We start from the raw sequence: 26,350 nt of genomic DNA on the forward strand, positions 1-26,350 counted from the left end.
ACAGGAAGGTCTCCCGTGAGCAAAACCAGCAAGGTCTCGCCCGATCTCGATACCCCCACCGATCTGTCGCCCGAAGGGGTCAAGAAGGTCTCGGAGGCGCTCAACGTGCTTCTGGCCGACGCGTTCGCGCTTTATCTCAAGACCAAGAATTTCCACTGGCACATCAGCGGGCGTCACTTCCGCGATTATCATCTGCTGCTGGACGAGCAGTCCGACCAGATCTTCGCGACCACCGACCAGCTCGCCGAGCGCGTCCGCAAGATCGGCGGCACCACGCTGAAGTCGATCGGCCAGGTCGCAAAGCTCCAGACCATCAAGGACAACAACGAGGACTACGTCCCGCCGCGCGAGATGCTGCGCGAGCTGATGCAGGACAACAAGCACGTCGCGGCCGCGATGCGCAAGGCGCACGACGTCTGCGACGAGGCCGGCGACGTCGCCAGCGCCAGCATCCTCGAGAACTTCATCGACGAGACCGAGCGCCGCACCTGGTTCCTGTTCGAAGCCACGCGCCAGGAAGGCGGCAACGAGGCGTAAGGCCCGGCTGTCATATGGTGGGCAAGGTGCGCATCTCGAGCGCCGTGCCCGCCATCCTTTCTTGACGGTTTGGATCAATTGGTGGGCACGCTTCGCCTTGCCCGCCCTCCAGCACCGCGCCTGCAGCTATCGCCACAACCGCATCAACGCCCCGTCCTTGCCCGTCACGGGATCGGCCGGCGGCAGCGCCACGTTCGGAATCGTCGTCAGCGCCTTGGCATGGTTTTCCGGCGTCGCCCGCGTGATCTCCATCTTTGCGCCCGGCGGATAGGCGCCGATCACGCAGAAATCGTCGCTTGCGTTGATGCGTTGATGGCCGGTGCCGGCCGGCAGGATCGCGACGTCGCCGGCCTTGATCTCAAGCTCCTGGCCATGATCGCCGCCGAAACGGACGCGGGCCCTGCCGCGCGCGACGCCAAGCGCCTCATGCACCGTCGCGTGGTAGTGCAGATAGTCGTAGACGCCGTTGCGCCATGTCCCGCCCCATCCGTTCTGTTCGAAGAGGTTTTCGATCGTCTCCTCCGGCTGCTTCGGATCGAGCTCGACCGCGCCCCGATAGACCAGAAACGGAAGAATGTTATTCGGCACGAGCCCGTCATCCTCGAAAACGATGGTGAGGGGTTCGGCCTTGTCGTGGACGACGGACATGGCAGGGCTCCGAGCGGCAAAAGACTGGGAATCAAGACGGCGCAGCTCCCTTGGTTCCTGACGCCAGTCCATTCGCCGGCTTGACGGAGATCAAGGCGCAGTCGGCCATTGGCGGGCACGCCAATCAAATCGAAAGAGGGGAACGCCATGTACGCATCCGACGTTGCGCAGCGTCATTTCTCGGCGGCCATCGACGAGGCGGAGACGACCGGCCTCGGACACGAGGCCGTCTGCCGCGCCTTGCTCAGTCTCGTGATCTCGAAATATCTGGAGACGAGATCGGTCGCCGACATCCAGGCGGAGCTGCGCTTCATCGCCGAGAACTGCGATCCCGACACCGACTTCATGTTCATGCGTCCGTGAGGGAGCCGGACCCGGCGGGACCATCCGCCGGAAGCTGTTGTCGGTTTACGCGCTCTTCCTCTGCCGCATCAGGTCGGCGAAGCGCTGAAACAGATAATGCGAGTCGCGCGGGCCGGGCGATGCCTCCGGGTGGTACTGAACGGAGAACACCGGCTTGCCGTCGAGCTGGATGCCGCAATTGGAGCCGTCGAACAGCGAGATGTGGGTCTGCGTCGCGCCCTTCGGCAACGTCTTTTCGTCCACGGCGAAACCGTGGTTCATCGAGGTGATCTCGACCTTGCCGGTGGTCTCGTCCTTGACGGGGTGATTGGCGCCGTGATGGCCCTGATGCATCTTCTTCGTCTTCGCGCCGACGGCAAGGCCCAGCATCTGGTGGCCGAGGCAGATACCGAAGGTCGGCGTGCCCGACTTGATCACGTCCTGGATCACCGGCACCGCATACTTGCCGGTCGCGGCCGGATCGCCCGGACCGTTGGACAGGAACACGCCGTCCGGCTTCATCGCCAGGATGTCCTCGGCTGATGTCGTCGCCGGCACGACCGTCACCTTGCAGCCGACGCCGGCCAGCAGGCGCAGGATGTTGCGCTTGATGCCGTAGTCGATGGCGACGACGCTGAATTCCGGCTTCTCCTGGCGGCCAAAGCCTTTGTCCCACAGCCAGGGCGTCTCGTCCCAGGTGAAGCGCTGGCCGGAGGTCACCATCGGCACGAGGTCCATGCCCTCGAGGCCCGGCCATTCGCGCGCCTCTTCCTTGAGGCCATGCAAATCGAACTCGCCGGTCCGGGAATGCGCGATCACGGCGTTCGGCATGCCCTTGGAGCGGATCAGCGCGGTCAGCGCGCGGGTGTCGATGCCGGAGAGGCCGATGATGCCGCGGGCCTTCAGCCAGGCGTCGAGATGCCTGGTGGCGCGGTAATTCGAGGGATCGGTGATCGCGGTGCGGAGGATCACGCCGCGCGCGCCGGGCGTCGCGGCCATGTTCACCGTCTCGATATCTTCGTCGTTGGTGCCGACATTGCCGATATGCGGGAAGGTGAAGGTGATGAGCTGTCCGGCATAGGAGGGATCGGTCAAGATCTCCTCGTAGCCGGTCATCGCGGTGTTGAAGCAGACCTCGCCGACGGCGTGGCCTTCGGCACCGAGACCGAAGCCTTCGAGCACCGTGCCATCGGCAAGCACGAGGAGCGCGGTCGGTTTATGGTCCGGCCAAGCGGGATCGTTGTCATGTTGTGTCATGAGCCCGCTTCATAGTCCCCGCGGGCGCCGGCGTCAAAGCGGAGAAGGGCCGATTCACATGCGTTTTTGCATATTTGACAGCCCGCCTCGGGCACTTAAGCTTGGCTGCACAATTTCCGGCAATTTCCTGGGCTTGCGAGGCAATAATGGACCAGACCACCCCGATTCTGCTGGTTCCGGGGCTGGCCTCCTCGGCCCGGATCTACGCCCCGGTGATCCCGCCGCTATGGCGGTTTGGCCCCGTGATGATCGCCAACCACATCCGCGACGACGGCATCGCGGCAATCGCCCGCCGCATCCTCGCCGAGGCGCCGCCGCGCTTCGCCCTCGCCGGCCATTCCATGGGCGGCTACATCGCCTTGGAGATCATGCGCCAGGCGGGCGAGCGCGTGACCAAGCTGGCGCTGATCAACACGCAGGCGCGGCCCGACACGCCGGAGGCGACCGCGCGCCGCCGCAGCCTGATGGAGCGCGCCAGGCGCGGCGAGCTCCGCGCCATTCGCGAGGAGAGCCTTCCGGAGCTCGTGCATCCGTCGCGGCGCGATGACGCCGATATCCTCAAGCTCGTGCATGCGCAGGACGAGGACGTCGGCGTCGAAGGCTATCTGCGGCAGCAGACTGCGATCATCGCACGGGTGGATTCGCGCCCGACGCTTTCAGCCATCAAGTGTCCGACCCTGGTGCTGACGGGCGATGCAGATCACACGATCCCGAATGCGTTCTCGAAAGAGATGGCCGAGGGCATCGCCGGCGCAAGGCTCGTGATCCTCGACCGCTGCGGGCACCTGCCGCAAGCCGAACAGCCGGAAGCGACCGTGCGGGCGCTCACCGAATGGCTGGAGAGCTAGGCGTTCACCCACAATAGGCGGCCTTGGTCCATAGCGGCAGGAGGAGAAAGCCCACCACGGTGAAATCGACCACGTAAAGGAGGCGCTGTGTCTTCGCTGATACCGAATTTGTTGAGTGCTCACCCTCGTAAAGGACAAGCTGGTCAAACTTTGTCTCCCAGCCGAGCTTGACCGTTACTAGGGAAATGAAGTCGTAAACTGGCAGGTACAGCAGAAGGATCAGAAGGAGGCCACTCACGGCTTTGGCGAGCCAGGAGGAGCTGGTTTCGCTGGCAAAGCCCGGGAGCGTGCTGCAGGCATAGGGACCGTAACGGCTCGCCCAGAGCACTACAAGGCAAACGGCCAACATGGCGAGATGCTTTCCGGTCTTCATGCAAGCACCTATATTGGGCCCGGATCTTGTTGTAGACCACGAGTCTTACTGTTTCCAAACGAGGCGATCATGCTGCGCGACGACATCAACAATGCGGTCAAGGAGGCCATGAAGGCCAAGGACGAGCGCAAGCTGTCCACGCTGCGCATGGTCAACTCGACCATCAAGAATGCCGACATCGACGCGCGTGGCAACGGCAAGCCGCCGCTGTCGGACGCCGACATCCTCGCCGTGCTGCAGAAGATGATCAAACAGCGCCAGGAGGCGGTCGAGCTCTACGACAAGGGCGGCCGCGCCGAGCTCGCTGCGCAGGAGCGCGAGGAGATTGCGGTGATCTCGGCCTACCTGCCGAAGCAGATGTCGGACGACGATGTGAAGAAGGCGATCGCGGACGCGATCGCGGAGACGGGCGCCGCCGGCATGAAGGACATGGGCAAGGTGATCGCAGTGCTGCGCGCGAAATACGCCGGCCAGATGGATTTCGGCAAGGCCAGCGGTTTGGTGAAGGCGGCACTGTCGGGCTGAGCTGTCGTTCCGGGGCGACGCGAAGCACGAACCCGGAATCCATCGCGCTGCTGAATCCGTTGCTCAATGGATTCCGGGTTCGTGCTTCGCACGCCCCGGAATGACAAAAGAAACTGGAAGGCAACCGATGACCGTCATCAAACCGTTCCGCATCGACATCAGCGACGACATCCTGTCCGATCTCAAGTCACGCCTGGTCCGCACGCGCTGGCCGGATGCGGAGCTGGTCGATGACTGGAGCCAGGGCGCGCCGCTGCAATGGATCCGGGAGATCTGCACCTATTGGGCGAACGATTACGACTGGCGCGCCCGCGAGGCGAAGCTCAACCGCTTCGAGCAGTTCACCACCGAGATCGACGGGCTCGACATCCACTTCGTGCATGTGCGCTCGAAGGAGCCGTCGGCGCTGCCGCTGATCATCACCCATGGCTGGCCCGGCTCGATCGTCGAATTCCAGAAGGTGATTGCGCCGCTGGTCGATCCCGCCGCGCATGGCGGCAATCCCGCGGATGCCTTCCATGTGATCTGCCCGTCGCTGCCGGGCTTCGGCTTCTCGGCCAAGCCGAAGACCACCGGCTGGGGCGTCGACCGCATCGCCGCGACCTGGGCGAAGCTGATGGATCGGCTCGGCTATACGCGCTACGGCGCGCAAGGCGGCGATTGGGGTTCGGCGGTAACGACCTCACTCGGCGCGCAGGACCCCGCGCATTGCGCCGGCATCCACATCACGCTCGCCTTCAGTGCGACGCCCAAGGTCGAGGGCGAGCCGACCGCGGAGGAAAAGCGCGCTCTCGCCGGCCTCAAGCACTATGCCGATCTCGACTCCGGCTACTCAAAGCAGCAGTCGACGCGCCCGCAGACGCTCGGCTATGGACTGACGGATTCACCGAGCGGGCAGGCGGCCTGGATCCTGGAGAAATTCTGGGCCTGGACCGACAGCGACGGCCATCCCGAAAACATCTTCAGCAAGGACGAGCTGCTCGACAACGTCATGCTCTATTGGGCGACGGAGACGGCGACCTCCTCGGCGCGGCTCTATTGGGAAAGTTTCGGTAAGCGCCGCACCACGCCGGTGGTGAAGGTGCCGACGGGAGTCGCCGTGTTCCCCAAGGAGATCATCACGCCGGTGCGGCGCTGGATGGAGCCGAATTTCCCGGACATCACCCACTGGAGCGAGATGGAGAAGGGCGGCCATTTCGGCGCCTTCGAGCAGCCGGAGCTGTTCGTGCGCGATGTCAGGAAGTTCTTCGCGACGCTGCGGTAACTCTCCGCTGTCATTCCGGGGCGCCCGCAGGGCGAACCCGGAATCCATCGGGCCGCAGGAAATGTCGCCCGATGGATTCCGGGCTCGATGCTTCGCGTCGCCCCGGAATGACGCGGCGGGACTTGTCCCGAGCCTTGGCCGCTCTAGACTGGGCGATAACAACGAGACACCGTGGAAACGCCTGCCCATGCTGACCGAAGCCGCAACCTACGACGAGCTCTATCGCAATTTCCGCTGGGACGTCCCGGCGCGCTTCAACATGGCGGAAGCGTGCTGCGATCGCCATGCTGACGGCACGGGGCGGCTTGCGCTGATCTATGTCGACGAGACCGGCGCCACCAGCCGCACCTCCTTCGACGAGATCGCCGAGATGTCTCGCCGCTTCGCCAACGTTTTGAAGGCGGATGGGCTCATGCGTGGCGACCGCGTCGCGGTGTTCCTGTCGCAGTCGCTGGAATTGCCGATCGTGCACATGGCGGCGTTCCGCTCCGGCATGATCTCGATCCCGCTGTTCGCACTGTTCGGCGAGGACGCGCTGGAATTCCGCCTGTCGAATTCGGAGGCGAAGGCCATCGTCACGGACGAGAGCGGCTGGGAGAAGCTCGCGAAGATCCGCGATCGCCTGCCTGAGCTCAAGAACGTCTACATCGTCGGCGAGCGCGCGCCCGCCGGCACCAAATCGTTCTGGGATGCGCTGAAGGCCGCATCGCCCGACTTCGAGCGGGTCGATACGTCGTCCGACGATCCCGCGCTGATCATCTACACGTCAGGCACGACAGGGAATCCGAAGGGCGCGCTGCATGCGCATCGCGTCGTGCTCGGTCATCTGCCGAACGTCGAGATGTGCCACAACTTCCTGCCGCGGCCCGGCGATCTCATGTGGACGCCGGCGGACTGGGCCTGGATCGGCGGCCTCGTCAACGGCCTGCTCGCATTCTGGTACCACGGCATTCCCCTGGTCGGCCACCGCGCGCGCAAATTCGAGCCGCAGGCGGCGATGCAGATGATGGCAGACCTCGGCGTCCGCAACGTCTTCCTGCCGCCGACCGCGCTGAAGCTGATGCGGCAGGCCGGCGTGAAGCATCCGGGCGTCAAGCTGCGCAGCATTTTCACCGGCGGTGAATCGCTCGGCGGCGAGCTGCTCGGCTGGGTGCGCGAGACCTTCGGCATCGACGCGCACGAGGTGTTCGGCCAGACCGAGTGCAATCTCGTGATCGGCAGCAACTCGAACCTGTTTCCGATCCGCCCCGGTTCGATGGGCAAGGCGACGCCGGGCTTCGACGTCCGAATCGTCAACGACAAGGGCGAGGAATTGCCGCGCGGGCAGCGCGGCATCATCGGCGTGCGCCAGCCTTGTCCCGTCACCATGCTCGAATATTGGCGCAATCCGGAGGCCACGGCGAAGAAATATGCCGGCGAGTTCCTGCTGACTGGCGACCTCGGCGTGCAGGACGAGGACGGTTATTTCTGGTACGTCAGCCGCGAGGACGACGTCATCACCACCGCCGGCTATCGCGTCGGTCCCTCCGAGATCGAGCACACGCTGATGAAGCATCCGTCGGTGGCGATGGCCGCCGTCGTCGGCATCCCCGATCCAATCCGAACCGAGTCCATCAAGGCCTGGATCGTGCTGCGGCCCGGCTTTGCCGGCAGCGATGCGCTCGCGCGCGAGATCCAGGAGTTCGTCAAGGTGCAGCTTGCAGCCCACGAATATCCGCGCTTCGTCGAGTTCGCCGAGACGCTGCCGATGACGGCGACGGGCAAGGTGCTGCGGCGCGAGCTGCGGGCGAGAGGTTAGCTTTCCGGCAATGGCAAAGGCGGGCGTCTCGAAGGATGGCCGCAGGGAAAGGCTCTCAAATGTGATAGCCCTGGGTGCGGACAGGTGGATGGGCGTGATGGAGGCGATCGCCGACAACAACTGACGGAAGTCTCTTGATCTACCGCGACGGCTCCGAGAGGGCGGCCCGCAGCATCGCAGCGAGATCCTTGCGCCGGAACGGCTTGGTCAGAATGCGGGCGTCGCCGATTTGGTCGGGCGTCTTCACGGGACTCTGGCTATAGCCGGAGGTGAAGAGAACCTTGAGACCAGGCCGCAGGCCGGTCGCCTGCCTCGCCAGCTCCGGTCCGAACATGCCGCCGGGCATCACGACATCAGTGAACAGCAGCTGGATGTCTCCGGGCTGGCGCAGCACATCCAGCGCCGCAGGCCCGTTCGATGTCGCAATGACTCGGTAGCCGAGCGTCTTCAGCTCGCTCTCGACATAGGCTCGCACCATGTCGTCGTCCTCAACGACGAGGATCGTCTCGTGTCCGTCGTGTGCGGTGCCCCGCTCCGCCGGTGGCGGCTCTTCGCTCGGCGGCGTCGCGAGGCGGGGAAAGAACAGCCTGACGACGCTGCCTTGGCCCGGTTCGGACTGCATCTGCACAAGTCCGCCGGATTGCTGCGCAAACCCGTAGACCATGCTGAGGCCGAGGCCGGTCCCTTTGCCGACCTCCTTGGTGGTGAAGAATGGCTCGAACGCGCGCACCAGCACCTCGTTGCTCATGCCGGTCCCGGTATCCTGCACAGCCAGCATGACGTAGTCGCCCGGCCGCGGTTCGCCGTTGACGTCGAGGTCGGCTTCACTGAGCGAGATGTTGCGCACCTCGACCATCAGCTTGCCGCCGTCGGGCATCGCGTCGCGCGCGTTGAGCACGAGGTTGAGCACGGCCGTCGCCAATTGGCCAGGATCGATGCTGGCGAGCCATAGATCCGGTGCGAATGTGAAGCTGCAGTCGATGTGCTCTCCCAGGGTCCGCCGCAGAAGCTGCTTCATGCCGGTCACCTGCTCGGCGATGTCGATCTCTCGCGGTCGCAGCGGCTGCTTGCGCGCGAAGGCGAGCAGGCTCCGCGTCAGGTCGGAACCGCGCTCGGCGGCGGTCGCAATGTCGTCTGCGATCCGCTGCAATTCCTTGTTGCCCGCAAGCCTGTCGGCGAGGTGCTCCGAATTGCCGAGAATGACGGTCAGGAGATTGTTGAAATCGTGCGCCACGCCGCCGGTGAGCTGGCCCATGGCTTCCATCTTCTGGGACTGGCTGAGCTTGTGGCTGAGATCCGCGATGGCGGCGCGCTGCTGTTCGAGCGATTCGGCCGTGCCGTTGAGCAGGGCCATTAATCCGCCGAGCTCGCCGCTCGGGTGGGGCTCCGGAATGCGTGCGCTGAGATCACCATGCCCGAGACTCCTGGCCATGGCGGCGAGCCGTCCGACCTGGCGTCCGACGCTCACGGTCGCAAGGATCCAGACACCGGCAAGCAACAGCAGCGAAGCCACCGCAAGGATTGCCATGTCCTCCAGCAGCCGGCGATTGGCCGCCGCCACCAATCCGTCCTTGGACCGTCCGACCAGGATGTAGAGGCCGGCCTTGCGGATCGAAGGTGAGCGGGCAACGGCCCAGATCTGTGTGCGGCCCTCGCGGTCGCTCACCTCGCGAAATTGCTCGCGATCGGGCGCTGCCGCAAAGCGGAAAAGGTCCGAACCAGCAATGGACCCACCGACGGGCTCGCTCCAGCCGCCCTTGGGAGCAACGAGCACTGTACCCTTGGCGTCGATCAGCAGGACGTCCTTCTCGGCGAGCAGCCGCTTGTCGTGAAATTCTGCGAACTTGTTGAGGTTGAATGACGCGAGCAGCACGAATTTCAGCGCCCCCGCCTCCGATCGCACGGGATAGGCGATCTGCAGCACCGATAGTCCGGTGAGCCGGCCGAACACCGGCTCCACCGCAACGACGCCATGAAGACCCTTCACCTGCTTGAAATAGCCGCGGTCATTCAGGTCGAGCGTGCGGTTGGTCCGCAGCGAGTCGCAGAACAGACTGCCGTCGGGATCGATGGTCAGGATGCCTGTGAACTGCGGATACTCTTCGCGGACATCAGACAGAAACGTCGAGCAGGCCGCCTTGTCGCGCGTGTCGAGGTCGCGGGCACGGGCGAGCCCATAATGAAGCTGGGCGGTGCCCTTGATCTTCTCGTCCAAATCGCCCGCGATGTCGTCGGCCGATGCGGCCAGATTGGCCAGTGCCGCGTCGATCTCATTGGCCCGGTTCTGCACGAAACGCAGCCCGACCAGGATCGCCGGCACGAGCATGGCTGCGATGACGAGGATCAGTAACCGGGTACGCAGGCTCATCGATGGACGATCCGCTCTCGGGCGAGGGTGCTCGGAGGTACAATTTGAGGTACGATTATCTGCCCCGTCCATAGTCATGGTCGCGAATATCGCACCAAAGTCCAAAGATTTCGCATCGCGAGCATTGTTGCGTCGCCGCTCTCTTCGCGCCGGCCGGCATCAAGTTGCGCCTCCGCGCGGCGGCGCTAATATCGCGGCATGCGCGCGACGAAAGATCGCGCCGATTTGCGGAGGAAGCTGATGTCCATTTCGGGCAAGGTCGATCCGGTGGTGCGTCCCGTTGCGGCGACCGACATTGCCGAGGCGCTGGTCGAAGGCCTGCGCGATTTCCAGTCGCTGCCGATCTACGGTCTCTGCTTCGGCGTGCTCTACGCTGCCGGCGGCATCGCCATCATGCTTTGTCTCACCGCCTTCGGCATGATCTATCTGGTCTATCCCCTTGCTGCCGGTTTTGCGCTGATCGGGCCGTTCGTGGCGATCGGCCTCTACGAAGTCAGCCGCCGCCGCGAGCGCGGCGAGCCGGTCTCGTTCGGCGCGATCTGGTCGGCGATACGCTCGCGCAGCGAGATCGGCTGGATGGCCTTCGTGACGCTGTTCATATTCGTGGTCTGGATGTACCAGGTGCGGCTCCTGATCGCGCTGCTGCTCGGCCTCAATGCCTCGTTCTCCAGCCTGCAGGAATTCATGACGGTGGTTCTGACCACGAATGAAGGCCTGCTGTTCCTCGGCATCGGCAACGCCGTCGGCGCCGTGCTGTCGTTGATCCTGTTCTCGCTGACGGTGGTGTCGTTTCCGCTGCTGCTCGACCGCGACGTCGATTTCGTCACGGCGATGGTGACCAGCGTGCGCGCGGTGGTGACGAGCCCGCTGCCGATGATCTCCTGGGCCGCGGTAATCGTGATGCTGCTGATCGTCTCTGCGCTGCCTTACTTTCTCGGGCTGATCGTGACGCTGCCCGTGCTCGGGCACGCGACCTGGCATCTCTATCGGCGGCTGGTGGCGCCCATGCCGCAACTCTGACGTGGTCCTGACGAGGGACTGACAAATACGTGTGATGCATCGATTTGCAGTGCCTACGGCATCTTGATCCCCATCGCCTTCAGCGCTTCCAGCAGCTTCACGGGAGGCGACATCGTGATCTGCGGCGCCTTGCCGGTCTCCAGCAGGCTCTTCAGCCCCGACAGGATTGCGGGCCAGCCGGTGCGGCCGCCGGAGAGGATGTCGTCGCTGAGCGGGCGATCATGGCGCTGGCTCAGGGTCAGGCGGACGGTTTCGCCGGCCGGCTCGATCTCATAGGTGACAACGGTCGAGCCGAGTTTTTCGACGAGGCCGGGCCAGTTCACGTTCCACGTCACCGTCAGCTTCCTGGGCGGATCGTATTCGAACACCTCACCGGAGATGTGCTCGGAGCCGTCAGGTGTGCGCACGATGAAAGTGCCGCCGAGCTTCGGCTCCATCTCCACCGCGAAGCCGGAGAAATACTGCCGGCTGAACTCGGCCGAGGTCAGCGCCTCCCATACCTTCTCCGGCGTAGAGACGATGTAGATGGTGTAGACGGTGAGAGGCTTGAATTGGTCGAGGTTCATCGTGCATCAAATCCTTCGTTGAGCGGTCTCACTCGTCGCCCTTCTCTAACTGACGCTTCAGCTCGCTGAGTGCGGCGAGCTTGCTGCGCTCGAATTTCCTGATCCAGCGTTCGCCGATCTGATGGATGGGCACCGGGTTGAGGTAATGCAACTTCTCGCGGCCATGCCTGATGGTGGTGACCAGATTGGCTTCCTCGAGAATCAGAAGGTGCTTGGTCACGGCCTGACGCGTCATGTCGAGCCCTGCGCAGAGCTCATTCAGCGTTTGGCCGTTCCTGGCGTGAAGCCTGTCGAGCAGCGACCGTCGCGACGCGTCGGCCAGCGCTTTGAAGACCTCATCCATGGCAGCGACAATAGGCAACTAAAAGGTTGCGTGTCAAGCGCCCGCTCTTGCTGGAACAACAAATGCGGCGCCGGCTTCCGTTCTCGCCTCCGCCATGCATTAATGCGCTCAAATCGCAGGTGAGTCCTCCCATGATGTCCATGCAAGCCTATTTCGCCTTCGTCGCCGCCTGCATTGCGCTGGCGCTGCTGCCGGGGCCGATCGTCACGCTCGTCATCGCCAACGGCCTGCGCCACGGCACGCGCGCGGCGCTCATCAACGTTGCCGGCGCGCAAGCGGGGCTTGCCATCGTCATCGGCATCGTGGCGGTCGGCCTGACCTCGCTGATGGCAACCATGGGCTACTGGTTCGACTGGGTGCGCTTCGCAGGCGCCGCCTATCTGGTCTGGCTCGGCATCAAGCTGATCTGGGCGCCGGTCGAGGGTGTCGATCTCGATGCACCGCCACCGCCGCCGCGCGGCGGCTTCTTCCTGCAGGGGTTCCTGGTGTTGCTGTCGAATCCGAAAGTGCTGGTGTTCTTCGGCGCGTTCATCCCACAGTTCATGGACATGAACCAGCCGCACTTCCCGCAAGTCGCGCTGCTGGGCGCCACCTTCATGGTCACCGCCGTGATGACGGATGCGCTCTACGCCATCGCCGCCGGGCGCGCCCGCAAATTCTTCTCGGCCCGCCGCACCCGCATGATGTCGCGCATCTCCGGCGGCTTCATGATCGGCGGCGGCATCTGGCTGGCGCTGACCAGGGCGAAGTAAGGCCTACACCAGCAGCTGCGCCTTCAGCTCCACCTCGATCTCGGCAAAGATCCGCGCCAGCCGTTCGGCCCATTGCTGCTGGCCGGACTGGTCCGCGATGAGATCCTGGCGGATCTCGATGCCGGTGTTGATGAGGCCGCGCGCCTCGCCGTGCACCGGAATGGTGTAGTCGGTAAGGTCGTTCACCGCATAGGGCTCGTTGTCGCCGACGACGAGGTCGCCTTCGGCGCGCAGATGTTTCAGCAGCAATTGCGGCAGCACGCTGTCCCGATTGTAGAGCGCGCCGATGTGCCATGGCCGCGCGATGCCGGCATAGACCGGCGTGAAGCTGTGCAGCGAGACCAGCACGGTCGGCCGCTCGACGTGCAAACGGCGATCGATCGCGTCGTCGATGCGGCGATGATAGGGCTCGAAGATCTCGCGCGCACGCGCCTTCCGCTCCTGCTCCGAAATGCCTTCGTTGCGCGGAATTGCAGTTGCCTCGGAGATCACGGGAATCGAGCTCGCGGCGCCCGGCGGACGGTTGCAGTCGATGACGAGGCGCGAATAGCGCTGTGCGATCAGATGCGCGTCGAGCATCCTGGCGAGCCGCTCGGCGACGCCGGCGATGCCGATGTCCCAGGCGATGTGCCTGACGAGCTCGCGTTCCGCGACGCCGAGATCGCCGAGCGCGCGCGGCAGCACCCGCCCGTAATGATCCGCGGTGAGCAGGAACGGCGATTGACCGCCCACATTCACCTCATGCACGGGCGGAATGTCGCCCTCGCCGAGCAGTTGATCGGTCGCCTCGGCTGGGTCCAAAGCCATCCTCGTTTGCCTATGGAACGATATCCTGTGTAAACGGAGTAGCGGTATTGCGCCGTCGTCGCAACGTTGGAAGACCATGAGCTCCGATCGACTCTTCGTTTACGGCACCCTGATGCGCGGTTTCGATCATCCGATGGCGCGGCTGCTCGCGGGCCATGCGGAATTTCTGGGCGAAGCGACCTGCCGCGGCCGGCTCGTTCTGGTGAAGCACTATCCGGGATTGCTGCTCTCCGACGTGGCGGCGGACATCGTGCATGGCGAGCTCTTTCGGCTGCGCGTGCCCGACGAGCTCTTGCGCGAACTCGACATGTACGAGGCCTGCGGCGACGGCTTTCCGGAGCCGACCGAATATCTGCGGCAGATGATCGACGTCACGTTGCCCGGCGGCGCCGCCACGCGGGCCTGGACCTACGTCTACAACTGGCCCGTCAGCGATCTGCCGTACATCGAGTCCGGCCGCTTCCTCGATCATTAGAATGCTCGTCGAGCGTGATCTTTTGCGCTCACGCGGCCCTTCCGGTCCGGATCATGCTCTAGGCCGACAGCACTTCCTTCACCACGCGCACATCGACCTCGCGCTCGACATAGGTCCACTCTTCGGTCTGCCTGAGTATCGCCACCAGCTCCTCGAACAGCGAAGCGTGCGCGGGAGCGAATTCGAACCAGGTCAGGAAGTCGAACGGACCGCCGAGATCGCGGCAGTGATAGAGTTGGCGCGCAATCGCCGGCAGGAAACGCAGGCTGCTCGCGATGTGGTGCGACTTGTCCTCGAAAATCCTGCGGCGCTCTTCCTGCGTGAGCTCCCACCAGGCTTGCGACTTGCGGATCGGGATCAGCGCTGCGCTGGTCGCCTCGATGCGGCCGAGGCCGGCCTGCACGGCGAGGAGCTGCTGCTTCTCGGGCCGCTCGGTGTAGCGCAGGCTGCTGGCGACGCCGACCAGCCGCCAGGCTGTGCGCGAGGGCACCAGCGGCAACGAGACGGCCTCGCTGTCGGTCACCGACAGCGCCGGCACGAAGGGCAGGGGCTCGCCCGTCACTGATGAAATCGAGGTCACGCGCCAGCCCCCGCTCTGGCCGCCTCGAAAGATCCTGAACATGACGCCATGGAAGCGTGGAACCGGGCGCGGTTCAAGAGTTCTTGTCATTCCGGGTGACGGGGCGCGCCCGAATGACGGGCCAGGGCCCCTGTGCATAGGTCGAATAACCCGGATAAGCCGGACAAACCTGACTTTTGGGCAGGCCATACCTATATCCCTGATCCTTCGCCCGACTCAGACGGTTACGCGCTACACACATATCATGCGCTTCACGCCCCAATTCCTCGACGAGCTTCGTGCCCGGCTTTCGGTCTCCGAAGTCGTGGGCAAGCGCGTCAAGCTGAAGAAGGCCGGGCGGGAGTGGAAGGGTCTGTCGCCGTTCCAGCAGGAGAAGACGCCGTCCTTCTACGTCAACGACCAGAAAGGCTTTTACCACGACTTCTCCTCCGGCAAGCACGGCGACATCATCACCTTCGTGATGGAGACCGACGGCCTGCCGTTCGCGGAGGCCGTGGAACGGCTCGCCAACATGGCGGGCCTGCCGCTGCCGGCGGTGACACCGGATGCGGCGCGGCACGAACAGCGGCGCAAGTCGCTGCACGACGTCATGGACCTCGCCGCAAAATTCTTCGCGGAGACGCTGGCCTCGCGTGTTGGTGCGAAAGCGCGCGGCTACCTTGCCGATCGCGCCATCTCACCGGCGACGCAATTGCAGTTCCGCCTCGGCTATGCCCCGCCCGACCGCTTCGCGCTGAAGGAGCATCTCGGCAAGCTCGGCGTCTCGGTCGACGACATGGTCGAGACCGGCCTTTTGATCGGCGGCGACGACATCCCCGTGCCGTACGACCGCTTCCGCGATCGGGTGATGTTTCCGATCACGGATTTGCGCGGCCGCGTCATCGCCTTCGGCGGACGCGCGCTGGAGAAGGACGTTCCGGCAAAATACCTGAATTCGCCGGAGACGCCGCTCTTCCACAAGGGCGACAATCTCTACAACCATCAGACCGCGCGCAAAGCCACGCATGACGGCAGTGCCTTGGTCGTCGTCGAAGGCTATGTCGACGTCATTGCCATGGTCACTGCCGGCTTTGCCGGAGCGGTCGCGCCGCTCGGCACTGCGCTGACCGAGAGCCAGCTCGCGCTGCTCTGGAAGATGGCGGACGAGCCGATCCTCTGCTTCGACGGCGACCGGGCCGGACAGAAGGCGGCCTACCGTGCCGCCGATCTCGCGCTGCCGTTCCTCAGCCCCGGCAAGAGCCTGCGCTTTGCGCTGCTGCCGGAGGGGCAGGACCCCGACGATCTCGTCCGCTCGGGCGGGCGCGGCGCGATCGAGGAGGTGATCGGAGCTGCCCGTCCGCTCGCCGACATGATCTGGTCGCGCGAGCTCGAAGGCGGCAATTTCGCCACCCCCGAACGCCGGGCCGCGCTGGAGGCGCGCATCAAGGAGCTCACCAACGGCATCCGTGACGAGGTGGTGCGGCGCTATTATCGCGACGAGTTCGTCGAGCGGCTTCAGCGCACCTTCGCCCCCGAAGGTGGACGCGGCTTCGGCGGCCGGGGCAATTTCCGCTCCGGCGGCGGCCGGCCGTTCCAGCCGAGGGCGGGGGGGCAGCCGAATCGATTCGGCGGTCAAGGATTCGGCGGCGGCCGCCGCGGCCAGTCCGGTCCCCTCCCGCTGCCGTCCGGCCCCTACCAGGCGGCGAGCCCCCAGCTGGCGGCAAGCCCGATCATGCGGGGACAGCGCAGCGGCATCTCCCGCCGGGAGGCCCTGATCCTCCAATGCCTGATCAACCACCCCTGGCTCCTGCACGATCACCTCGAGGAGGTCGCCGCCCTGGAGCTGGCCCATCCCGAGGCCCATAAGCTCAGGGCCGGAATCATCGCTGCCTTCGCCAACGACCATCACCACTCGCCGGACCCCGGCGAGCTGGCCGAAAAGATGCGCGGCGATCTCGAGAAGGGCGGATTTTCTCAGGTTCTTCAAAGGGTTGAGAACGTGATCACGACCCAGGCGGTGTGGGCCGCCCTCGAGGGCGCAGCAAGGGACGACGTTCTTGCCACGTGGCATCAGCTGGTTGCCTTGCATCGGCAATGGCATTCACTACTTAGAGAGCTGAAAGACGCCGAGCTGGCCTTGGGGGACGATCCCAGCGAGGCCAATTTGGCGTGGCTGCGGGACGTGAAGGCTCGGATAGGGGAAGTCGACGGCACCGAGGCCCTGATCGAGGGGTTCGGCGAACTGTCGGGCCGGCTCCAGAAGAGCGTGTGATGAAAGAATCATGCGGACGGCCGGGGCCGGAACCGCTAAAAGACTCGCCAAATCCAAGGTTTGGCGGCAAAAACAGGGTTAATCGAGGCTTAACGGTCTTGTAGCACTTTGGCCCAGAAGCGGTCGCAGGCATAACAGACGCGTCAGGAATGAATCCGCGCAATTGCTGTTGGCACTACACCTGCATCCGCCGCGACAAAGAGGCTGACGAAGCGTTAGGCAATTCCGGCGAGAGAAAGTTGGGGGTGGCGAGAGGTTTGTGCGCCGCCCTTTCCGTGTCGAGAGCTGCCGAAGCGAGAGCGTCGAGCAACAGGTTCAAGTGAATTCACGCGGGCGCGGCGAGCGTCTCGCATGAAGCGCGTTTAGGAGCAATGGATGGCCACCAAGGCAAAGACGCTGCAGGCGAAGGACAAGGAAAAGGACGACAAGGCAGCGGATGCGCCGGAGAAGGACTCCCAGGACGCGCCCTCGCCCTTGCTCGACCTGTCCGACGCCGCCGTTAAGAAGATGATCAAGCAGGCCAAGAAGCGCGGCTTCGTGACCTTCGATCAGCTCAACGAAGTCTTGCCATCCGACCAGACCTCGCCCGAACAGATCGAGGACATCATGTCGATGCTCTCGGACATGGGCATCAACGTCACCGAGGCCGACGATTCGGAAGGTGAGGAAGAGAAAGACGAGGCCGACGACGAGACCGACAACGAGCTCGTCGAAGTCACCCAGAAGGCCGTCACCGAGGTCAAGAAGAGCGAGCCGGGCGAGCGCACCGATGATCCCGTGCGCATGTATCTGCGCGAGATGGGCACCGTCGAGCTGCTCTCCCGCGAAGGCGAAATCGCGATCGCCAAGCGCATCGAGGCCGGCCGCGAGGCGATGATCGCAGGGCTCTGCGAAAGCCCGCTGACGTTCCAGGCCATCATCATCTGGCGCGACGAGCTCAACGAAGGCAAGATCTTCCTCCGCGACATCATCGATCTCGAAGCGACCTATGCCGGCCCCGACGCCAAGGGCGGCATGAACAATGCGATGATCGCCGGCCCCAACGGCGAGAACGGCGAAGCGCCGGCCGAGGGCGGCGAGCCCACCGCCTCTGCGCCCGCGCATGTGGCGCCGCCCGCCGCGCCCCCGGCGCCGACCCCGTTCCGTGCCGCGCCTGCCGCCGGCGCCACCGAGGCCGTCGAGGAGAAGGATCCGGGCGAAGCTGCCGCCGAATCCGACATGGACGACGACGAGTTCGAGAACCAGATGTCGCTCGCGGCGATCGAGGCCGAGCTCAAGCCGAAGGTGGTCGAGATCTTCGACAAGATCGCCGACAGCTACAAGAAGCTGCGCAAGCTTCAGGAGCAGGACATCCAGAACCAGCTCCAGAACGAGTCGCTCTCGCCGCACCAGGAGCGCAAGTACAAGAAGCTGAAGGACGAGATCATCGTCGAGGTGAAATCGCTGCGCCTCAACCAGGCCCGCATCGACAGCCTGGTCGAGCAGCTCTACGACATCAACAAGCGCCTCGTCTCGCACGAGGGCCGCCTGATGCGCCTCGCGGACAGTCACGGCGTCGCGCGCGAGGACTTTCTGCGCAATTACACCGGCTCGGAGCTCGATCCGCGCTGGCTCAACCGCGTCTCGAAACTCTCGGCCAAGGGCTGGAAGAACTTCGTCCATCACGAGAAGGATCGCATCAAGGATCTTCGTCACGAGGTGCATCAGCTCGCCGCCCTCACTGGCCTCGAGATCGTCGAGTTCCGCAAGATCGTGCACTCCGTGCAGAAGGGCGAGCGCGAGGCCCGTCAGGCCAAGAAGGAGATGGTGGAAGCCAACCTCCGGCTCGTGATCTCGATCGCCAAGAAGTACACCAACCGTGGCCTGCAGTTCCTCGACCTGATCCAGGAAGGCAACATCGGCCTGATGAAGGCGGTCGACAAGTTCGAGTATCGCCGCGGCTACAAGTTCTCGACCTACGCCACGTGGTGGATCCGGCAGGCGATCACGCGCTCGATCGCCGACCAGGCCCGCACCATCCGCATCCCCGTGCACATGATCGAGACGATCAACAAGATCGTGCGCACGTCCCGCCAGATGCTCAACGAGATCGGCCGCGAGCCGACCCCGGAAGAGCTCGCCGAGAAGCTCGGCATGCCCCTGGAGAAGGTCCGCAAGGTCCTCAAGATCGCCAAGGAGCCGCTGTCGCTGGAGACGCCCGTCGGTGACGAAGAGGATTCACACCTCGGCGATTTCATCGAGGACAAGAACGCGATCCTCCCGATCGACGCCGCGATCCAGTCCAACCTGCGCGAGACCACCACGCGCGTGCTGGCCTCGCTCACCCCGCGCGAAGAACGCGTCCTGCGCATGCGCTTCGGCATCGGCATGAACACCGACCACACGCTGGAAGAAGTCGGCCAGCAGTTCAGCGTGACGCGCGAGCGTATCCGCCAGATCGAGGCGAAGGCGCTGCGGAAGCTGAAGCATCCGTCGCGGAGCCGGAAGCTGCGGAGCTTCCTCGATAACTGATCGTAGACAGCGATCCAAAGCAAAACGGCGGGTATTGGCCCGCCGTTTTTTGTTCGTCATTGCGAGCGAAGCGAAGCAATCCAGAGTCTTTCCGCAGAGGGATTTCTGGATTGCTTCGCTGCGCTCGCAATGACTGAAGAAGCTGAATGCCTACTTCTTCTTCACCCCCACCCGCTCGAGCCGCTTGATCTCCAGCGGCGGGCGGCCGCTCTTTTCGGCGATCTCGCGGTCCTGCTCCATGATGAAGCCGCGGGCGGGTTCGTCGCCGTCGAGTCCACCGAGCAACTCGGCGGGCACGCGGCGATTGGAGCGTTGGGAATCGTCTTCATAGACGACGTTGAAGAAGGCGAATTCGCCTTTGGGGTTGGTTCCGGGTTTCTTGGCCATGGGCGGCTTGTCCTCGATCACGGCGCCGCAGTCAAATGAGTTTGGCGCAGATCTGCCTCTGCCGTGATCGAAGGCGGCAGGGCTTGACGAGGCTGAGTGAGGAAACCCGGTGCCAGGGGGCTGAGGCCTGTTGCAGCTCCGCTGGGGCCGTTGGCCGTTGGAGCAGACCCTCGTCTCAATAAACGGCGGGCCGAAGCCCGCCGTTTATCTCTCCAGTGTCGCCCGGGGCTGGCAGGACGACAACCTTAAATAGAATGCTACAGAAGGCGCCCAGCGATGGCAAGGTAAATCGTGATGGCGTCGATGTCGCAGCGAGCGCATCTGATATGCGTCGGTCGCGACGTGTGATGCAGCAAGATGCAATCGTTTCGGCTGTCAAATTACTTCGTTCATCTTTCTTGCGCTTGCAATGCAGCGAGAGCGAGCCGCTCTGCAGGAAAGCGCGTCAGCCTGCACGTCTTCCAGCCCGCGTGCAGATGATGTGACCCGCGCTACGCAAGCGAGTTCCATCGCCGCGACGCGCTTCTCAATGCGTGCGCGCGCGCTGCGCCGCTTTCTGGACGGCGAGACGCGACCGGTGTCCGCCGTCGTTGCCGCTGTCCTCCTTGCGCCCTTGCGCCATGATCGCGCTGCCCATCGCTGCCGAACCAAAGGTGATGAGGAAGGAGGCGAGCAGCAGGAGGAGTGCAACGCCGGGTGCGCGGTCGGCGAAGACCAGCTCGCGCAGATGTCCAGGATTGAGCCAGAGCAGGCCTCCGACCAGCAGCGCGGCGGCACAGGCGCCGATCGCGAGATTGATGGCGAGCAGACGGAACAGCGGGATGCGGAGGAGGGACCGCGTTGGTCGATCAGGCTGCTGGTGGTTGGGCATCGCTGATTGCTTCATGCTGGCTTTGATACAGTGACTGACGGTTGCTCAGGCATCGGTATTCTAGCGCCAACACTCTCCCTCGTCATTCCGGAGCGCGACGAAGTCGCGAGCTACGGTGCGCAATTGCGCACCCGAGAATCCATCTATCCACCGTCTCTGCCGCCTGAGGGATTCCGGGCTCGCGCTACGGCGCCCCGGAATGACGAGCAGTGGTCCTGGCGATGCCATCCGCCTCACGCCGCCGGCGCCACCCGGCCGTCGGCGGCGCTTTCCTGTGCCTGCTGGCGTTCCATCAACGTCTGCCACAGTGTTGCGATGCTCTCTTGCGTCTGCGGCGCGATCAGGCAGTGGCCCTCATTGTCGAAGCCGCAGAACCGCACCGACGGGTCCTTCTTCACTTCGGTCAGCGCCGTGTTGATCATCTCGAGGCACGTCATCACCTGACCGACGTCCTGCAGGCGCGTGTGGTGCAGGATGTCCATGAGGCGGAACGTCATCACCGCGGGGCGGCCGAAGCTGATGCCGGGGCGGCCGAGCTCGAACAACACATTCACCGCAGGAAGCACGCCGCGGATGTGCTCGAGCACGCCGGCCATGTCTTCCACGCTGCAGGCGACGAGATGGGCGGCCTGCCCCGGCGCAGCCACCGGCGTCCGCGGTGCAAGCCCGAGTGTGGCGATCACCTCCTGCTCGATCCATTGCCGCACCGGGGCGGGGGCATTGCGGATCTGCTCGGCCGTCAAGGTTATTCCGGTCATGTGCGGTTCTCCTGTTGGCCTCAATCTAGAAAGCACGGCGTGAGACAGTTTGATGCGGATCAAGCTTGCCGCTTTGACGCTCGGACCGTTCCCGGGCATGATCGCATGCTGCTTCGCGCAAGGATGTTTCTGGAGGATTGCTCCACATGCTGAGACTGCTTCTCGCCGCCGCGCTCGTCCTTAGTCTGGCCGGCGGGACGGCGCAGGCCGCACGCTGCGGCGGCGATTTCGATAGCTTTGTGGCCAGCATGGCGCAGGAAGCGCAGGCCGCCGGCGTCTCGGCGAGCGTGACCAATGCGGCGCTCAGCGGCGTGACCCAGGACGCTGCTGTGCTCGCCTTCGACCGGCGCCAGCGCTACACCTTCAAGAAGAGCTTCGAGCAGTACGTCTCCACCCGTGTCGGCCCCGGCCGCATCAATGGCGGGCGCGCGATGCTCCAGCGTCACGCCGCGCTGCTTTCGCGGATCGAGCAGCAATTCGGGGTGCCCCGCCATATCCTGGTCGCGATCTGGGGGCTGGAGAGCGATTTCGGCAAGGGCGATACCGGCAAGATGCCGGTGATCCGCACGCTGGCGACGCTCGCGCATGATTGCCGCCGCACCGACCTGTTCCAGGGCGAGCTGCTCGCGGCGCTCAAGATCGTGCAGCGCGGCGACCTGCAGCTGCGCGACCTCATCGGCGCCTTTGCCGGCGAGATCGGGCAGACCCAGTTCCTGCCGTCGTCCTACATCAAATACGGCGTCGATTTCGACGGCGACGGCCATGTCGACCTCCGCCGCAGCATCCCCGACGTGCTCGCCTCGACCGCGAACCTCTTGCACACCAGCGGCTTCAAGATGGGCCAGCCCTACGGCGAAGGCACGCCGAATTTCGAGGCGATGCGGGAGTGGAACAGGGCGGTGATCTACCGCAAGACGATCGGGTATTTCGCCGATCGGCTGGCGGGGGAGTGAGGGTTTCCATATCTAGCCCCGACCGTCATTGCGAGCGCAGCGAAGCAATCCAGGATCTTTCCGTTGAGGCACTCTGGATTGCGTCGTCGCTACGCTCCTCGCAATGACGGTGTAGAGGCACTGTCGTTCCACTCACCTTATTTCCCCGTCCCCTTCGCCATCTTCTCCAGCTTCCTTTGCAGCGGCGCCCAATACGTTCCCGGGCGGAACCGCTGCAACAGGTCCATGAAGCGGGCGTCGTTGCCGATCAGGATGCGCGGCTCGTTCTTCTCGATGCCCCTGATGATGCGCAGCGCCGCGTCCTTCGGCGTGGTCTTCGCCGCGTTCTCGAACCGCTCGATCGACTGCGCGCGACGGGCATTATCGGTGACGCCGACCCCGGTGCGCGCGTTGCGGGCGATCGCGGTGGCGATGCCGCCGGGATGGACCACTGACAGTTTCACCGGGCTTCCCGCCGCCGCCAGCTCGTGCCGCACGCTCTCGGAAAAGCCGCGCACCGCGAACTTCGCCGCCGCATAGGCCGATTGTCCCGGCGGCGCGATGATGCCGAAGACCGAGGAGAGGTTGACGATGTGCGCCTCTGCCAGTGTCTTCAGATGCGGCAGGAAAGCGCGCGTGCCGTGCACCACGCCCCAGAAATTGATGTCGAACAGCCAATCCATCTGCGCCTGGTCGATCTCCTCGAACGAGCCCATGAGCGCCACGCCGGCATTGTTGACGACGATGCCGAGGGCAGGATGCGCGGCGACCGCCTCGCTCGCGAATTGCGCGACGTCGGCGGGCTCGCCGACATCGACGTGATGCATGCTGACTTTGCGCGCTCCTCCGATCTCGGCCGCGAGCGCCTTCAGTCCGGCCTCGTCGCGATCGGCCAGGGCGAGATCGCAGCCACGCTGCGCCAGTTCGATGGCCAGCGCCCGGCCGATGCCGCTTGCAGCTCCCGTGATGGCGGCGGCGCCGCGAATCGTCGTCATGGATTCCCCCGTCAAGTCCTCATTCGTGGAACTATGAGTTACTTTTTTTTGAAATGAAACCGAACCGTTGCCGGCTTCGGCTTTTAACATTCGTTATGCGGGCATGCAGTTGGAGCCGCCGATGGGACAAGCAAGGCCATTTCGCGCGACAGCGCTGATCGTTGAAGACGACGTCATGCAACGGGAGATGCTCTGCGTTCTCCTGGAAGAAAGCGGCTACCAGGTCATCCAGTGCGAAAGCGCGGAGGCAGCCGAGCGCGTCCTCGACAAGAGCGCCGGCGTACTCTGTCTGATGCTGACCGACGTCCAGCTTGCCGGCCGCATGAACGGCGTCGAGCTCGCGCACGTTGCCAAGGACCGCAATCCGAAGCTCGACGTCGTCGTCACCTCCGGCCGCCCCCTGAAGCAGCCCTTGCCCGACGGCGCGAAGTTCTGGGCCAAGCCCTGGGCGCCCCTCGACGTGCTGCGCGAGGCCGAGCTCGCCCAGCTGTCCTGATTGCTGTCCGCCGGGGCAGGCTTTCTCGACGCGAGCCGCGATGATAGGGTCCGCCCATGACCCTGTCCTTCCTGCTCACCTCGCTCATCGTCGTCGCATCGCCGGGAACCGGCGTGCTTTACACGCTTGCCGCGGCGCTGACCCGCGGCTCGCGGGCCAGCATAGCGGCCGCCTTCGGCTGCACGCTCGGCATCGTGCCGCACATGGTGGCGGCGATGCTCGGCCTTGCCGCCGTGCTCCACACCAGCGCGCTCGCCTTCGCCGTGCTGAAATGGTGCGGGGTCGCCTATCTGCTCTACATGTCCTGGCAGGCGCTGCGCGAGACGGGGACGCTCGCGGTTGGCGGGGCGATCAATGAGCGGTCGAGCGGCCGTGTCATCGTCACCGGCTTTTTGATCAACATCCTCAATCCAAAGCTGTCGATCTTCTTCCTCGCCTTCCTGCCGCAGTTCATCGCAGCGGACGAGGCCCATGTGCTGGCGCGCATGCTTGAATTGAGCGGCGCCTTCATGGCCATGACCTTTGCGGTGTTCGTCCTCTACGGCCTCTGCGCCGCCTCGGTGCGCGAGCGCGTCATCTCCCGCCCGCACGTCATGGCCTGGCTGCGGCGGAGCTTCGCCGCGGGATTTGCCGCGCTCGGCGCCAAGCTCGCATTGGCGGAGCGGTAGGTTCTTCTTTCGGCGCGCGAAAAGGCCGTGACGCCCGCGACAAACCCGGCCACGAGGCTGTCGGAGCGCGTACGCCTCGAACACTCACCCAATAAAAAAGCGGGCCTTGCGCCCGCCACCTCGACCTTGCTCGATTCTTCTCCGACGCCCGGGCGGAGCGAGACCCCACCCGGGCAAAGAAACAGAAGCCTCGTTACTTCTTCTTCGCCGCCTTCTTGGCCTTTTTCGCCTTCTTCTTCGCCGCCTTCTTCGCTTTCTTAGCCATAGTATCCTCTCAAGGGTTAATGGTGGAACGCGACACGAGGGATGCTCGGCGGAGGGCCAGCCTCGCAACATCCTCGATGACAAACTCAGCAGATTCGGAGGCGGCTGCCCCGCGCTGTCATATCTCCGTCATGGCGTTATCCACAGCTCAGATGCATTTTCGGGTGATTTCTGTCCGCGAATCCGCTTCGCGGCACGCCGTGGCACGGCCCGCTCGTCCGCCGCAGGGCTTGCTTAACGATGCCGGTATCCGTTCGCGGGATTCATCAATCCACAACCAATGCGCAAGTTTGTGCGATTGCGGTGAGACTCCATTAAGCGCGCCGCGGGCATGATCGCCGCAAGAACACGGGGGCGGGTATGTACGGGCAGTTGCCAAACGAAGAGGGCGGGACCATGCGCGTCCCGCAGTCGCCATGCTGAGCGTGCCGACACTCTGGACCGTCATCGTCATCAACTTCCTGGCGCTGGGCCTGATCTGGGCCTATGTGGCGCACGCCTATCCCAAATTCGAGGCGGCGCGGTACTGGACGGCCGCGGCGGTGCTGGCTGCGGCAGGCGCGGCGATCTCGATGCTGCGCGACGTGATGGATCCGCGCTTTCCGCTGATCGGCGGCGGCGGCCTGATGATCTTTTCGTCGTGGCTCGCCTGCATGGGCGTGATCCGCTTCTATCACCGGCCGGTGTCCTGGCCGGCGGCGATTGCCCATTCGCTGCTCTGCGGCGCCGGCCTCGCCTTCTTCCTGGTCGTCGTCGACAACATGCCGATGCGGGTCGTGATCTACTCGCTGGCGCAATCGACCCCGATCGTGCTCACGCTGCCGCTGCTCCTCAGCCAGCAGAACGGTCGCGAAAATCCCGGCGCTCGCCTCGCCGCGATCGTTGGATTTCTGCTCCTGTCCATTCACGTGATCCGCTCCAGTGCGGCGCTACTGGGCTATGGCGGCGCCATCACCGCGATCAACTTCAACGGTTTGCAGTCCGTGATGATCCTGCTCCTGGTGTTCCTGGCCATGGGCTGGAATTTCGCCTGTCTCCTGATGGCGATCGAGCGGCTGCGCAACGAGGTTGCGGACCTTGCGCTGCTCGACGATCTCACCGGCGTTGCCAACCGGCGGCATCTGCTGCAGCGCCTGACCGAGGAGTGCGCCCGCTCGGAGCGCAGCGGCGCGCCGTTCTCGCTGCTGCTGATCGATATCGACGGCTTCAAGGCCATCAACGACACCCATGGCCACGCCGCGGGCGACGCCTGCCTGAAACACTTCAGCCTGATGGCGCAGACGCGCCTGAGGCCAGGCGACATGCTCGCCCGGACCGGCGGCGACGAGTTCTGCATCGTGCTGCCGTCCTCCTCCCTGCGCGACGCTGCCGCGATCGCCCGCCGCGTGCTCGAGGTCTGCCGTCAGGATGCCGCCAGCTGCACCGGCAGCGACATTCCGATCGCGATCTCGATCGGGGTCGCACAGTGGGATCGCGGCATCGGGCAATTCCCGGACCGTCTGATGGCCCATGCCGACCACGCCCTCTATGCCGCCAAGAAGAACGGCAAGAACGATTTCGCGATCCATGATCCCGCCCCGCCGCTTTCGCCCGACCAGGTCGAGGCCTTGAGGCAATTCGCATAAAGCCCGCGAAAGCGCGACGCGATCAGGATGAATCGTCATCGCGCTTCGGGTTGTTGTTCGAGCATGATCTTCTCGGAAAACGGCTGCAC

27 protein-coding genes are annotated in these 26,350 nt (G+C 64.4%); 15 read left to right on the top strand and 12 right to left on the bottom strand.

Features of this window, described 5'->3' with window-relative positions; genetic code table 11:
* Positions 1–15: 15 nt before the first annotated feature.
* Positions 16–537 carry a Dps family protein gene (locus tag ACYCVF_RS06750; RefSeq protein ID WP_459599768.1) on the top strand — a complete coding sequence of 174 codons (522 nt, stop codon included), beginning with the start codon at positions 16–18 and terminating at the stop codon, positions 535–537.
* Between the two features lie 126 nt (positions 538–663).
* Here the strand turns inward: ACYCVF_RS06750 and ACYCVF_RS06755 are convergent, their stop codons facing one another.
* Positions 664–1,185: a cupin domain-containing protein gene (locus ACYCVF_RS06755; RefSeq protein WP_459606502.1), complete on the bottom strand. Its 522-nt coding sequence runs from the start codon at positions 1,183–1,185 to the stop codon at positions 664–666.
* Between the two features lie 147 nt (positions 1,186–1,332).
* On the opposite strand from ACYCVF_RS06755, the gene ACYCVF_RS06760 reads away from it, so the two are divergent.
* Positions 1,333–1,548, top strand: coding sequence for a hypothetical protein (locus ACYCVF_RS06760; protein WP_459599766.1), 216 nt, complete (start codon positions 1,333–1,335; stop codon positions 1,546–1,548).
* Between the two features lie 45 nt (positions 1,549–1,593).
* Here the strand turns inward: ACYCVF_RS06760 and carA are convergent, their stop codons facing one another.
* Complete coding sequence (gene carA / locus ACYCVF_RS06765; RefSeq protein WP_459599764.1) at positions 1,594–2,784, bottom strand: glutamine-hydrolyzing carbamoyl-phosphate synthase small subunit; 1,191 nt, start codon at positions 2,782–2,784, stop codon at positions 1,594–1,596.
* A gap of 146 nt (positions 2,785–2,930) precedes the next feature.
* Between carA and ACYCVF_RS06770 the strand changes: the two genes are divergently transcribed.
* Positions 2,931–3,632: an alpha/beta fold hydrolase gene (locus ACYCVF_RS06770; protein ID WP_459599762.1), complete on the top strand. Its 702-nt coding sequence runs from the start codon at positions 2,931–2,933 to the stop codon at positions 3,630–3,632.
* 4 nt (positions 3,633–3,636) lie between these two features.
* On the opposite strand, the gene ACYCVF_RS06775 is transcribed toward ACYCVF_RS06770, so the two are convergent.
* Entirely contained in the window at positions 3,637–4,005 is a 369-nt protein-coding gene (locus ACYCVF_RS06775; protein ID WP_459606503.1) for a hypothetical protein, read from the bottom strand.
* 69 nt (positions 4,006–4,074) lie between these two features.
* On the opposite strand from ACYCVF_RS06775, the gene ACYCVF_RS06780 reads away from it, so the two are divergent.
* The 3 genes from ACYCVF_RS06780 (at position 4,075) to ACYCVF_RS06790 (ending at position 7,592) form a co-directional block, all read left to right on the top strand.
* Positions 4,075–4,530: a GatB/YqeY domain-containing protein gene (locus tag ACYCVF_RS06780; protein WP_459599758.1), complete on the top strand. Its 456-nt coding sequence runs from the start codon at positions 4,075–4,077 to the stop codon at positions 4,528–4,530.
* A gap of 127 nt (positions 4,531–4,657) precedes the next feature.
* A complete protein-coding gene (locus ACYCVF_RS06785; protein ID WP_459599756.1) occupies positions 4,658–5,794 on the top strand; it encodes an epoxide hydrolase family protein in 1,137 nt (378 codons plus the stop codon).
* A 187-nt stretch (positions 5,795–5,981) separates the two neighbouring features.
* The gene (locus ACYCVF_RS06790) at positions 5,982–7,592 is read left to right on the top strand and encodes an acyl-CoA synthetase (RefSeq protein ID WP_459599754.1); all 1,611 of its coding nucleotides are present in this window, start codon (positions 5,982–5,984) and stop codon (positions 7,590–7,592) included.
* Between the two features lie 139 nt (positions 7,593–7,731).
* Here ACYCVF_RS06790 and ACYCVF_RS06795 read toward each other — a convergent pair whose 3' ends face one another.
* On the bottom strand, positions 7,732–9,960 hold the full coding sequence (locus tag ACYCVF_RS06795; RefSeq protein WP_459599752.1) for an ATP-binding protein: 2,229 nt from the start codon (positions 9,958–9,960) through the stop codon (positions 7,732–7,734).
* Positions 9,961–10,200: 240 nt separating this feature from the next.
* Between ACYCVF_RS06795 and ACYCVF_RS06800 the strand changes: the two genes are divergently transcribed.
* Positions 10,201–10,980 carry a DUF2189 domain-containing protein gene (locus ACYCVF_RS06800; protein WP_459599750.1) on the top strand — a complete coding sequence of 260 codons (780 nt, stop codon included), beginning with the start codon at positions 10,201–10,203 and terminating at the stop codon, positions 10,978–10,980.
* A 53-nt stretch (positions 10,981–11,033) separates the two neighbouring features.
* Here the strand turns inward: ACYCVF_RS06800 and ACYCVF_RS06805 are convergent, their stop codons facing one another.
* Entirely contained in the window at positions 11,034–11,546 is a 513-nt protein-coding gene (locus tag ACYCVF_RS06805) for an SRPBCC family protein (RefSeq protein ID WP_459599748.1), read from the bottom strand.
* 28 nt (positions 11,547–11,574) lie between these two features.
* Positions 11,575–11,889: an ArsR/SmtB family transcription factor gene (locus ACYCVF_RS06810; protein ID WP_459599746.1), complete on the bottom strand. Its 315-nt coding sequence runs from the start codon at positions 11,887–11,889 to the stop codon at positions 11,575–11,577.
* A gap of 131 nt (positions 11,890–12,020) precedes the next feature.
* On the opposite strand from ACYCVF_RS06810, the gene ACYCVF_RS06815 reads away from it, so the two are divergent.
* A complete protein-coding gene (locus ACYCVF_RS06815; protein WP_082770602.1) occupies positions 12,021–12,641 on the top strand; it encodes a LysE family translocator in 621 nt (206 codons plus the stop codon).
* A 3-nt stretch (positions 12,642–12,644) separates the two neighbouring features.
* Here the strand turns inward: ACYCVF_RS06815 and ACYCVF_RS06820 are convergent, their stop codons facing one another.
* Positions 12,645–13,448 (bottom strand): N-formylglutamate amidohydrolase, encoded by an 804-nt coding sequence (locus tag ACYCVF_RS06820; RefSeq protein ID WP_459599744.1) that lies wholly within the window; start codon positions 13,446–13,448, stop codon positions 12,645–12,647.
* A 76-nt stretch (positions 13,449–13,524) separates the two neighbouring features.
* Here ACYCVF_RS06820 and ACYCVF_RS06825 point away from each other — a divergent pair, with 76 nt between their 5' ends.
* Entirely contained in the window at positions 13,525–13,923 is a 399-nt protein-coding gene (locus ACYCVF_RS06825) for a gamma-glutamylcyclotransferase family protein (RefSeq protein ID WP_459599742.1), read from the top strand.
* A gap of 58 nt (positions 13,924–13,981) precedes the next feature.
* Here ACYCVF_RS06825 and ACYCVF_RS06830 read toward each other — a convergent pair whose 3' ends face one another.
* Positions 13,982–14,545 (bottom strand): chlorite dismutase family protein, encoded by a 564-nt coding sequence (locus tag ACYCVF_RS06830; RefSeq protein WP_459599740.1) that lies wholly within the window; start codon positions 14,543–14,545, stop codon positions 13,982–13,984.
* A 202-nt stretch (positions 14,546–14,747) separates the two neighbouring features.
* Between ACYCVF_RS06830 and dnaG the strand changes: the two genes are divergently transcribed.
* Positions 14,748–16,754 carry a DNA primase gene (gene dnaG, locus ACYCVF_RS06835; RefSeq protein WP_459606504.1) on the top strand — a complete coding sequence of 669 codons (2,007 nt, stop codon included), beginning with the start codon at positions 14,748–14,750 and terminating at the stop codon, positions 16,752–16,754.
* A gap of 375 nt (positions 16,755–17,129) precedes the next feature.
* On the top strand, positions 17,130–19,265 hold the full coding sequence (rpoD, locus tag ACYCVF_RS06840; RefSeq protein ID WP_459599736.1) for an RNA polymerase sigma factor RpoD: 2,136 nt from the start codon (positions 17,130–17,132) through the stop codon (positions 19,263–19,265).
* Positions 19,266–19,415: 150 nt separating this feature from the next.
* On the opposite strand, the gene ACYCVF_RS06845 is transcribed toward rpoD, so the two are convergent.
* The 3 genes from ACYCVF_RS06845 to ACYCVF_RS06855 form a co-directional block, all read right to left on the bottom strand.
* On the bottom strand, positions 19,416–19,652 hold the full coding sequence (locus tag ACYCVF_RS06845; RefSeq protein WP_028178714.1) for a hypothetical protein: 237 nt from the start codon (positions 19,650–19,652) through the stop codon (positions 19,416–19,418).
* Between the two features lie 526 nt (positions 19,653–20,178).
* Positions 20,179–20,523, bottom strand: a complete 345-nt coding sequence (locus ACYCVF_RS06850; protein WP_459600840.1) for a hypothetical protein — start codon at positions 20,521–20,523, stop codon at positions 20,179–20,181.
* Positions 20,524–20,756: 233 nt separating this feature from the next.
* Positions 20,757–21,281: a hypothetical protein gene (locus ACYCVF_RS06855; RefSeq protein ID WP_459599734.1), complete on the bottom strand. Its 525-nt coding sequence runs from the start codon at positions 21,279–21,281 to the stop codon at positions 20,757–20,759.
* Between the two features lie 146 nt (positions 21,282–21,427).
* Between ACYCVF_RS06855 and ACYCVF_RS06860 the strand changes: the two genes are divergently transcribed.
* Positions 21,428–22,234: a lytic murein transglycosylase gene (locus tag ACYCVF_RS06860; RefSeq protein ID WP_459599732.1), complete on the top strand. Its 807-nt coding sequence runs from the start codon at positions 21,428–21,430 to the stop codon at positions 22,232–22,234.
* Positions 22,235–22,371: 137 nt separating this feature from the next.
* Here the strand turns inward: ACYCVF_RS06860 and ACYCVF_RS06865 are convergent, their stop codons facing one another.
* Positions 22,372–23,208, bottom strand: a complete 837-nt coding sequence (locus ACYCVF_RS06865; protein WP_459604507.1) for an SDR family NAD(P)-dependent oxidoreductase — start codon at positions 23,206–23,208, stop codon at positions 22,372–22,374.
* Between the two features lie 121 nt (positions 23,209–23,329).
* On the opposite strand from ACYCVF_RS06865, the gene ACYCVF_RS06870 reads away from it, so the two are divergent.
* From ACYCVF_RS06870 to ACYCVF_RS06880, 3 genes are all read left to right on the top strand, one after another.
* On the top strand, positions 23,330–23,704 hold the full coding sequence (locus ACYCVF_RS06870) for a response regulator (RefSeq protein ID WP_459604508.1): 375 nt from the start codon (positions 23,330–23,332) through the stop codon (positions 23,702–23,704).
* 56 nt (positions 23,705–23,760) lie between these two features.
* Positions 23,761–24,372 carry a LysE family translocator gene (locus ACYCVF_RS06875; protein ID WP_459604509.1) on the top strand — a complete coding sequence of 204 codons (612 nt, stop codon included), beginning with the start codon at positions 23,761–23,763 and terminating at the stop codon, positions 24,370–24,372.
* A gap of 680 nt (positions 24,373–25,052) precedes the next feature.
* Positions 25,053–26,261: a GGDEF domain-containing protein gene (locus ACYCVF_RS06880; RefSeq protein ID WP_459604510.1), complete on the top strand. Its 1,209-nt coding sequence runs from the start codon at positions 25,053–25,055 to the stop codon at positions 26,259–26,261.
* Positions 26,262–26,350 lie beyond the last annotated feature (89 nt).

The sequence above is a fragment of the Bradyrhizobium cedriense genome (assembly GCF_054602315.1).